Origin of the sequence: Streptomyces sp. NPDC001787 (genome assembly GCF_040297465.1) — a bacterium.
Classification (GTDB): Bacteria; Actinomycetota; Actinomycetes; order Streptomycetales; family Streptomycetaceae; genus Streptomyces.
Map to the genome: position 1 here is coordinate 172,510 of NZ_JBEOZE010000018.1, position 8,881 is coordinate 181,390.

Here is an 8,881-nt window from a genome sequence, read left to right on the forward strand (position 1 = left end):
GGAGGGCTCCCTTCATGTGCTTCGTCGAGCGTGCGGGCGGCTGCTGCCCGGGACTCGATCGTCCCGACGGCCTTCCCTCCGACCGCTCCGCTGACGCCCACCGGCCCCGAGCCCTGCTCAGGCCCCGGACACACCCGCTCCGGCCGCGTAGAGGCGGTGCAGGAGGAAGTGGCCGCCCTCGTGCAGGACGGTGTGCTCGGAGTCGGCGGCTTCGCCGATGAGGTCGATGCTGTTGGAGTGGGGGCTGTAGCCGGCGGAGGTGGCTCCGTCGCTCACGTAGACGTTGAGCCTCGTGCACGAGCTACTGTCCGGCTCGTTGGCGGTCCAGCAGTCGCTTACCGGGTTCTCGCGTTTCCGCCACAGATCGTAGAGGGTGTCGAGGGCGTGCCAGGCCCGGCCGGCCGTCCCCGTGGCCCGAACGGTGGGAAGGCTGTAGGCGCCGCCGGCGACGTTGGTCAGGGCCTGGGTCTGCTGCGTGTAGTAGGAGTTGCTCGCCCCGTCGATGACGCGCCACAGTCGGCGGCTCTCCGCCCAGACCTTCACCCACACGGTGCTCATCGTGGCGGTCGTGGTGGGCGTGTAGCAGAGGTTGTAGTCGCCGTCGTCCGAGGTGAACTGGGAGACACCGAGCCAGCGGGGCTGGTCGCCGCTCCTCTCGGCGCCCCACAGTTCTGCGTTGGCGACGCGGACCGCCTTGGTACGAAGGGGCTTGGCCGTTCCGGCCTCGGCGGACCGGTACTCGAACCCGAACGTGCCTCTGAGGCAGACCGGGGTCGCCGCCCTCGCGGCGGTTGCGGTGAACGGGACGAGGGCCAGGGCGGCGAGGAAGGCTGTGACCAGGGTGATGACCGGATGGGCCGAGCGCGAGCGGAAGGGCATGGGTGCCTTTCTGGAAGCACTACGGCTCCCGGGGCGAAAGACGGCGGTGACGGTAGGGGAAACGGCGAACTCCGCCTCTGCCGTCCGCTGCTGACCGACCCATGATCGAGGGCCGGTTCCCCGAACGGCAGGGCGCCGAAAAGCTCACCCCGGGGCGCACGGGAGCACATGGGGGCGGAGCGGAGAGAACCGGCCCGTCGGGTGCACTGTGGTCAACAGACCCCATGAGGTCGGTCGGGGTGGGCGCCTGCCGCGGGGCAGAACATGCGTCGGGCGCCCCGGCGGCCGGGGGCGGCTCTGGGCCGTGGGCGGCAGGAGGCGCGGGCGTCGCCCCGGGCGCGCCAGGTGTGCTTGTCGATCGGATCCTCCGCAAAGCCCGATGCGGCCCGACTCGAATGTCGTCAATCTCTGCCGTCCTCCTTGTCCTGAAGCGGAAAAGCTGAAAGAGCTCCATACATTTCCGGTCAGTCTCCCTGTGTCGATCGTTCAAATGCTCTTCGAATACCACATACTCGGAAAAGCCTATTAGGCCGTAATGTCCGTTCGGAGCCCAGTGGAGGAAGCATGACCACGACCGAGAACCGTCGGATCGTTGATCGGGTAGTTGAAGCGCCGACCTATATGGCGGATATCCGCTTCTTCTTCCGGCCCGAGGACGTGGAGCACATGGCCGTCAAGGGGTATGAGCTCGGCACCTATGAGGGGGTGAAAAGAGACGCGACCAGAATTCTCGCAGCGACCGCTCCGCCAGAAGCGCCGATGCCCCCGGATCCGGCGGGAAAGTGGAGTCCTGAACGTTCGCAGACGTTCAAGAAATGGATCCTCAACGGATTCCCGCTCGGTACGGCGACGCCGCCCGAGCCATCGTCGAACGGGGCTCCCCCGGCCCGGCTGCGCAGGAACGTCACAACGCTGAGCGATGCCGAGTTCGACCTGCTCAAGACAGCCTTCGACGGCCTGATGGCCCGCGACCCGGAGGCTCCGGACAGCTACTTCGCCCTGGCCGGGCAGCACGGTCTCCCCAAGCGGTGGTGCATGCACCACGAAAACCGCTACAATCCCTGGCACCGCCAGTACTTGCGCGATTTCGAGGACGCGCTGCGCTCCGTCCCGGGCTGCGCGGAGGTGACCATTCCGTACTGGGACATCTCGACCGACCTGCCGGACCGGCTGCAGCATCCTCCGTTCGACAAGTACGTTCTGCCGGCCGATCCAGGCGCCACCGCGACGCCGAACCCCGTGCCCGGATTCTTCCCTTACACGACCGAGCGCTTCCCGGTCGCCGAAATCGCACAGAACGTGAGGGAATTCGGGGTCCTTGACGACATTGCCACGTCGTTGACCCAGTCGCTGTGGGGCGCGTTCAATGTGAACGGCTACCAGGACTTCTCGATCCAGGCCCACGACGGTGGTCACGGTTCGATCGGACCGACCATGGGAGACCAGGATGTCGCGTCCTTCGACCCGGTGTTCTGGTTCTTCCACTGCAACCTCGACCGCCTCTGGCTGAGCTGGCAGACACGCGTCAGCGCGACCACGCTGAACGGATTCCGAACCACAGTGGGACCGGACACCGACTGGCTCACGACGCCGCCGCTCAACGAACTGATCGGGTTCAGCGTGACCGCCGATCAGACGATCGAGACCGACGTCTCGTACGATCAACTGGAACTCGTCAGCCCGGTGGAGGGCGCGTTGGAGAATCTGTCCGGAAGCATCGAGGCCGCCCGCTCCTTCGCTTTCCGCAGCGCCAGTCCGGTCTCGGTGCGGGTGAAGGGGATCGACCGGCTGAACATCCCGGGGTCGTTCATCGTGAGTCTGCTCGCCGACGGGGAGCTGGTCGCGAAGCGCTACTTCTTCCAACCGGACGCTCCGCGGGGCTGTGCGACGTGCGTGCAGAACGGCATTGTCAACATCGACTTCCGGATGACACAGGAGCAGCTGCTCGACCGGACGCTGTCCGTCCGGATCGATGTGCCCAAGCAGGCCGAGGAGTTCGGCACGGGCTTCCCGCTCGCACAGGCAGGCAACCCCACCATCAACGCCCGGCTGCTGGTCGAGGACGCCTGAGGGCTGTGGCTGGGCAGGTGAAGCCGGGTGCTGTGTCGTGTGGATCAGGCGGCCAGGGCGTCGGAGCCGTCCTGGACAGGTCCGTCCACCGGGCTGAGCCCGCGACAGATCTTGTCTCGCGGGCGTGGCAGGGGAACCGGCTCGGGCAGGTGCGGAGGCGTTGCTACGGAAGGCGTTTCGCCTGGCTCGCCCATCGCCGGAGGTCGCCGCAGGTTGCGGTGGTTGTCCGGCTGCGGCCGGCCAGGGTGTCGAAGGTGGCGCGTACCTGGCTGCCGAGGTAGGCAAACACGTGAGCAGCGTGCCCGGTCCGGTAGGTGAGCAGCCGGAGGGTCGCGAGGTCCCGTTCCTCGGCGTCGTCGTCCGCATGCGTGGGCGCCGCGGCCAGGAGTTCGTGGTCGCGCTTGTTCATGAGGGTCTGGGCGACGGTGTGCAGCGGCGTGGCGTGCAGTGCTTCGACAGTGGCCGGACGTCCGGCCACTGCGGAGTCCAGGCTGACGGTGTGCATGGTGAGCGCCGCGAAGGTCCCGAGCAGCCGCTCTCCTTCGGGCACGCCAAGGCCGCGTTCGCGGAATTCGTCATGGCGACGGTCCCGTCGCCAGGGATCCTGGTCGATCAGGGGCAGCAGGCATTGACTCAGGGCGCGGCACTCGCGCCAAACGCCTTTGTCGCGGGCACTGTTCACGGCTGCTGAAGCTCTCTCGGGAGTGCGTGTGCCCGCCGCAGCGAGGCAGGGCGGAGACAGGTCCGGTCTCTCTTCATACTCACACGCGGGGCACGTACAGGAAGGAGCTGTAGGCGGTTCCGGAGTCGTGGCCGCTGATGGGGGAGACGATGGTTCCGGCCGTCTCGGTTCGCCAGGCGGCAGCCGGGTCGCCAGGATCGCTCGTGCCCGACGAGAACCCAACTGCGGATGAAGCCCGCCTCCGCCCACGGCCCTGAGCTGGAGGCCCTTGTCGGCCACGTCCGTTTCTTCGGGCGACTGCTCATCCGAAGCGAAGGCCACCTCGCCCAGGAATGGATCGTGGCTGTTCGTGCTGATGGCAGACCCGGCCTGCACAACTCCTCGGAACTCGGGTGCTGTCGAGTGTCACGTCAACCGAAAACAGGATGCTGTCGAGCAGCCGGCGGCATTTCGGACCGGCCTCCGTGTTGCCGCGCCTGCGGGCGCGGTCGGTTTCGCGACGTCGTCGGCGACTCACGTGGGGCTGGGGGAGTTTCGTGAGATGCCGCGGTGACGGTTGTCACGAAGAGCCGCCGAGGGGTGTTGCGTAGGCTTGCGCCGTCACCATGGCGGGAGTGGATGGGGCGAGGGGGCATCGCGGCCCAGCCTGACGACGAGCCGGTGAAGCCGGCGAGTGGTCGGCGTGAGTCCTGGGGGACCCGGGGGGACGCGGCCCGGGAACATGACTCGATGTAAGGTAGGGAAACAGCCCTTGACCTGCAAAAACGCAGGCAGGGAGCCTAGCTCCTGGAGTACCTCGATGATGCGTACGATGTTCAAGTCCAAGATTCACCGGGCCACGGTGACGCAGGCCGACCTGCACTATGTCGGATCCGTGACCATCGACGGCGAGCTGATGGAGGCCGCCGATCTGCTGCCCGGTGAACTGGTGCATATAGTCGACATCGACAACGGTGCGCGCCTGGAGACGTACGTCATCGAGGGCGAGCGCGGTTCGGGTGTCATCGGCATCAACGGGGCGGCGGCCCACCTGGTTCACCCCGGCGACCTGGTCATCCTCATCAGCTATGCACAGGTCGACGACGCCGAGGCCCGCGCCCTGACTCCACGAGTGGTCCACGTGGACGCGGACAACCGGATCGTCGCTCTCGGTCACGACGCCTCCGCTCCCGTTCCCGGGACCCGTACACGGCGTGGCCCGCACGCGGTGTCCGCGGCAGGCTGAACCGCACCGTCCATGCCCGCAGGCGACAGGAGCACCGTCATGGCAGAGAACTCAGCGGTCGGCATCCGGGACGACCGGGAGCACGGCAATCTCGTGGCCTACGAGGACGGCAAGGCCGCCGGGGTCATCGCGTACTTCGTCATGGACCCCGCACCCGGCGCCCTCGTCGCCGTGCACACCGTCGTCGAGCCGGGCCACGAGGGCAAGGGCATCGCGGGTGCCCTCGTGGCGGAGTTCTACGCCATGGCGGCCCGTGAGGGCGTGCCCGTCGTCCCGCTCTGCCCGTACGCGGCGAAATGGGCGCAGCGCCACCCGGAGCAGGCGCCCGCCGCCCCCGCGGAGCTGGTCCGGGAGGCGGAGCGGCAGCTCACGTCGCACCCCGAGCTGTTCTGACCGCGTCGGCGCCGCGGGTGCGCGGGGCACCGGTGTGGGCACAGGTGTGGACTCGACAGGCGCGGGCAGCCGCAGCGGGAGACGGTGGAGACGAGCTCCACCGGAAAGACTCCCGACGCTCTGGAGGTCCGAGATGACCCACCCGTACCCCGACCCGGTACCGCCGGCGCCGACCCCCGCACCGGTGCCCGGTCCGCCCACACCGGTACCGGGCCCGCCGCCCGTACGGCCGGGGCCCGGCCCGATGCCGCCGGGGCCGTCGCCCGACCCGATTCCGCAGCCGCCGGGGCCCGACCCCGACCCGGTGCCCGAGCCGGAGCCCTCGCCCCAGCCCGCGGGGTGAGCCGCTGAACCCCGTACGGCACGCGGACCCTCAGGCGGGCCGGGCAGGCCCGCCGCCGGGCACGGTCAGCGCATCGGCGTGGGCGAGACCGCACTCCGCCGCGATCGAGTCCAGCGACTGGGCGTCGCGCACCGGGGCGAACACCACCTCGGCGCCGGCGCCGCCCGCGGTGGCCCGGAAGCCGTGCACGGCGGGCCGCGGCAGGCTGTTGTACGCCCACGGGGCGGAGAAGTAGTAGGCACCCGTGTCGTACAGCACGACGAAGTCGCCCTCGCGCAGCTCCGGCAGCTCCCGCCCGTACGCCACCACGTCCCCGGCGAAGCAGCACGGGCCCGCGATGTCCTGGGCCAGCGGTGGCCCCTCCTTGGGGCGCCCGTCCGCGCCGAACGCCCCGACCCGCAATGGCCAGGCGTCCGGCATGAGGACCGTACGGGTGGCGGTCTGCGCACCCGCATGGGTGATCGCGACACGGCGCCCGCCCGCGTCCTTCGTGTACTCCACCAGGGCGCCGATGAAGCCGTTCTTCGCGAGCAGGGAACGGCCGAACTCGGTGACGAGCGCGTAGCGGCCGTCGAAGAGGCCCGGTACCGCCTCCGTGAGGGCCGCCACGTAGTCGGTGTACGCGGGCCGGACCGTGTCGTCGGCGAAATTGACCGGAAGCCCGCCGCCGATGTCGAGGCTGGTGATCTGCCGGGTCCCCAGACGCCCGTTGATCTCCTCGGCCAGCCGGTACGTCGCGCCGATGCCCGCCGCGATGAGGTCCAACGGGCAGCCCTGGGAACCGACATGGGCGTGCAGCCGGGTCAGCCACGGCCGTTCCCCGAAGGCCCGGACCACGGCCTCACGGGCTCCCGCGTCGCGCAGCGCCACCCCGAACTTCGAGGTGGCCGTCGCCGTGCTCATCGCCCCGATGGAACCACCGCCCACCTGCGGATTGACCCGCAGCCCGAGGACGGAAACGGTGTCGGGGGAGCGCAGTTCGTCGATACGCCGCAGCTCGTCCAGGCTGTCGGCGTTGACGGCCACGCCCAGCGCGAGCGCCAGCCGGATCTCCTCCCGCGTCTTGACGGGGGAGTCCAGGACGATGTCCGAGGGAGCGAACCCGGCGTCGAGGGCGAGCCTCAGCTCACCCGGGCTCGCCACCTCGCACCCCATCCCGCAGTCGGCCAGCAGCCGCAGTACCGGGATCAGGGCGGCGGCCTTCGCCGCGAAGGTGTGGAGCACACCGGGCGTCCCGGCGAACGCGTCCCGCAGCGCGGCGACGGAATCACGTACCCCGTCGGTGTCGATGAAGCCCGCGACGGGACTGTGCCCGCCCAGCAGGCCCTGCTCGACGGCCGCGCGGACGGCGTCGGCGACGTACGGGGAGCGTCCGGAGGCCGCGGCCTGTGGCGAGGCGGCGGACGGTGGAGGGGAGGCGGACTGCGAGGATGTCTGCGTCATACGGTGAGAATCGGTGATGGGAACCCCACAGGTCTTTGTCGGGAAGGACAAGACTGGCGCCGATCCTTGTCCGCACGGGCAACCGCCGTACGGAAACCCGCCGAACCCCTCAAACCTCACCCGTCAGGCGCACGGCCAGGGCCAGGAGCAGCCGGGTGTCCGGGTCGTCCATATCGACGCCGAACCTCTCCCGTACGCGCCGCAGCCGGTACCGCAGTGTGTTGGGATGCAGCACGAGCCGGTGCGCGGCCCGGGTCACGTCGCCCGCGGCGTCGAAATAGGCGGCGAGTGTGCGGACCAGCTCGCCGCCCGCCGCGAGATCGGCGGCCACCAGGTCGTGCACCGGCCCGCCGCCCGCCTCCCACAACGGCCGTACGGTGTCCAGCACACGCAGCACATCGAGGGCCGTCCGTACCCCGGACGCCCCGGCGTACCGCACCCGGGCGCCGTCCCCGCCACGCTGCTCCCGCTCGCGCAGCACCCGGACGACGAGCACGGCCTCCTCCAGCGAGCCGGCGGCGCCGAGCGCGGACGCGGCAACGGACCCGGCCCCGATCCGGACCGGAACGCCGCCGGGCAGTGACCCCGCCACCCGGTCCAGCTCCCGGGCCAGAGCGAGTGCCTCGCGGTCCTTCCCCCGCTCGGCGGGCATCAGCACCAGCAGCCGCGCCCGTTCGCGCAGGACCAGCACCGTACGGCGGTACGCGGCGGCGTGCAGACCGAGCACATCGAGCGCGCGGCCGGCGGACGACGGCGAACCGGCCGCCGGGTCCGGGACCACCGCCAGGACCGCGCACGGAGCGTCCGGTGCCAGGCCCAGCGACCAGGCGTGGGTACGGCGGTCCCCCTGCCCGTACAGAAGCCCGCGCAGGGCGTCGTCGCGACGGCGTACGGCACCGCTCTCATGCAGCCGGTGCCGCGCGAGATGGGGCGCCACGGCCCCGGCGGCACGGCGCAGCGCTTCCCCGGCCCGCGGGGACAGGGGGCGGCCGTCAGCCGCGGCCCAGATCGAGCCGAGCACCTCCGGGCCGCTGCGCACGGCGATGACCAGGCGCTCGGGGCTGTCGCCGTCCGCCGGGCGGTGGATGACGTCGCGCGAGGTCCACAGACTCCGCAGGATCCCGCTGCGGCGCAGCTCGGCCACCCGCCACTCGGGCACCCGGCCGCCCAGGATCGTGGACCGGCGGACCCCGTCGGCCTCGGGCCGGGTGGCCGAGTGGGCCAGCACCCGGAAGCCGGTGTCCTCGATGGTGATCGAGCCGCCGGCCGACTCGGCGATGGACGCGGCGAGCGCGCTCAGTCCGACCGCCGGAGTGCCGTCCGCCATCGGGTGACCGCCGCGGCCCGCGCGTGCGTACGCGAGCGCGGAGCGCAGCAGCGTCGCGATGTCGGTCCAGTCCGCCCACGCCGCGCGGGCCAGCAGCGCGATTCCCGACTCCTCGGCCGCGGCGAGCACTTCGGGAGCCGCCGCGGCGCCCTCCGCCTCGCGCAGCACCACGGCACAGGCACCCTGCCGGGCCGCGCGGAACACCGGCTCCACCGCCCCGGCCAGGTCCGTGGACGCCCCGACCGCCAGGACCATGTGCGCCCCGGCGGGCCGGTCCGCCACCTCGTCCCCGAACGTCACACCCCGGACCTCGACGTCCTGCCCGGCGGGCGCCAGCAGCAGCCGCAGTGCCCCGCTGTCGTCGAACGCCAGGATCTCCCGGAGCGTGAGCCCGGCCGCCGTCACCTCATGGGGCGGTCCGCTGTCCATGGAAGCGAGCATACGAGCGGGCCCGGCGGGGCGGACCGTGCCGACGGCATCACCCGCCCACGCCGCGCCACGCCCGCCGCCGCCACGTCG

Annotated in this window: 7 protein-coding genes; 3 read left to right on the forward strand and 4 right to left on the reverse strand. The window is 70.9% G+C overall.

The genetic code is table 11. The features are described from left to right. Positions 1-117 precede the first annotated feature (117 nt). Positions 118-879 carry a hypothetical protein gene (locus ABT170_RS24240; RefSeq protein ID WP_351870648.1) on the reverse strand — a complete coding sequence of 254 codons (762 nt, stop codon included), beginning with the start codon at positions 877-879 and terminating at the stop codon, positions 118-120. Positions 880-1,443: 564 nt separating this feature from the next. On the opposite strand from ABT170_RS24240, the gene ABT170_RS24245 reads away from it, so the two are divergent. After that, positions 1,444-2,949: a tyrosinase family protein gene (locus ABT170_RS24245; RefSeq protein ID WP_351870651.1), complete on the forward strand. Its 1,506-nt coding sequence runs from the start codon at positions 1,444-1,446 to the stop codon at positions 2,947-2,949. A gap of 163 nt (positions 2,950-3,112) precedes the next feature. Here the strand turns inward: ABT170_RS24245 and ABT170_RS24250 are convergent, their stop codons facing one another. Further along, complete coding sequence (locus tag ABT170_RS24250) at positions 3,113-3,631, reverse strand: hypothetical protein (RefSeq protein ID WP_351870654.1); 519 nt, start codon at positions 3,629-3,631, stop codon at positions 3,113-3,115. 799 nt (positions 3,632-4,430) lie between these two features. On the opposite strand from ABT170_RS24250, the gene panD reads away from it, so the two are divergent. Together panD and ABT170_RS24260 are read left to right on the forward strand one after the other, a co-directional pair. Beyond that, positions 4,431-4,856 (forward strand): aspartate 1-decarboxylase, encoded by a 426-nt coding sequence (gene panD / locus ABT170_RS24255; RefSeq protein ID WP_351870657.1) that lies wholly within the window; start codon positions 4,431-4,433, stop codon positions 4,854-4,856. Positions 4,857-4,895: 39 nt separating this feature from the next. Further along, complete coding sequence (locus tag ABT170_RS24260) at positions 4,896-5,249, forward strand: GNAT family N-acetyltransferase (RefSeq protein ID WP_351870660.1); 354 nt, start codon at positions 4,896-4,898, stop codon at positions 5,247-5,249. A 373-nt stretch (positions 5,250-5,622) separates the two neighbouring features. Here ABT170_RS24260 and ABT170_RS24265 read toward each other — a convergent pair whose 3' ends face one another. Together ABT170_RS24265 and ABT170_RS24270 are read right to left on the reverse strand one after the other, a co-directional pair. Beyond that, positions 5,623-7,035, reverse strand: a complete 1,413-nt coding sequence (locus tag ABT170_RS24265; protein WP_351870663.1) for a type III PLP-dependent enzyme domain-containing protein — start codon at positions 7,033-7,035, stop codon at positions 5,623-5,625. Between the two features lie 109 nt (positions 7,036-7,144). Further along, positions 7,145-8,791, reverse strand: coding sequence for a helix-turn-helix domain-containing protein (locus ABT170_RS24270; protein WP_351870666.1), 1,647 nt, complete (start codon positions 8,789-8,791; stop codon positions 7,145-7,147). Positions 8,792-8,881: the final 90 nt, after the last annotated feature.

Bases quoted from the DNA above. Each gene is read 5' to 3' on its own strand.
- ABT170_RS24240 (WP_351870648.1), bottom strand. From the start codon at position 879: ATGCCCTTCCGCTCGCGCTCGGCCCATCCGGTCATCACCCTGGTCACA.
- ABT170_RS24245 (WP_351870651.1), top strand. From the start codon at position 1,444: ATGACCACGACCGAGAACCGTCGGATCGTTGATCGGGTAGTTGAAGCG.
- panD (WP_351870657.1), top strand. From the start codon at position 4,431: ATGATGCGTACGATGTTCAAGTCCAAGATTCACCGGGCCACGGTGACG.
- ABT170_RS24260 (WP_351870660.1), top strand. From the start codon at position 4,896: ATGGCAGAGAACTCAGCGGTCGGCATCCGGGACGACCGGGAGCACGGC.
- ABT170_RS24265 (WP_351870663.1), bottom strand. From the start codon at position 7,035: ATGACGCAGACATCCTCGCAGTCCGCCTCCCCTCCACCGTCCGCCGCC.
- ABT170_RS24270 (WP_351870666.1), bottom strand. From the start codon at position 8,791: ATGGACAGCGGACCGCCCCATGAGGTGACGGCGGCCGGGCTCACGCTC.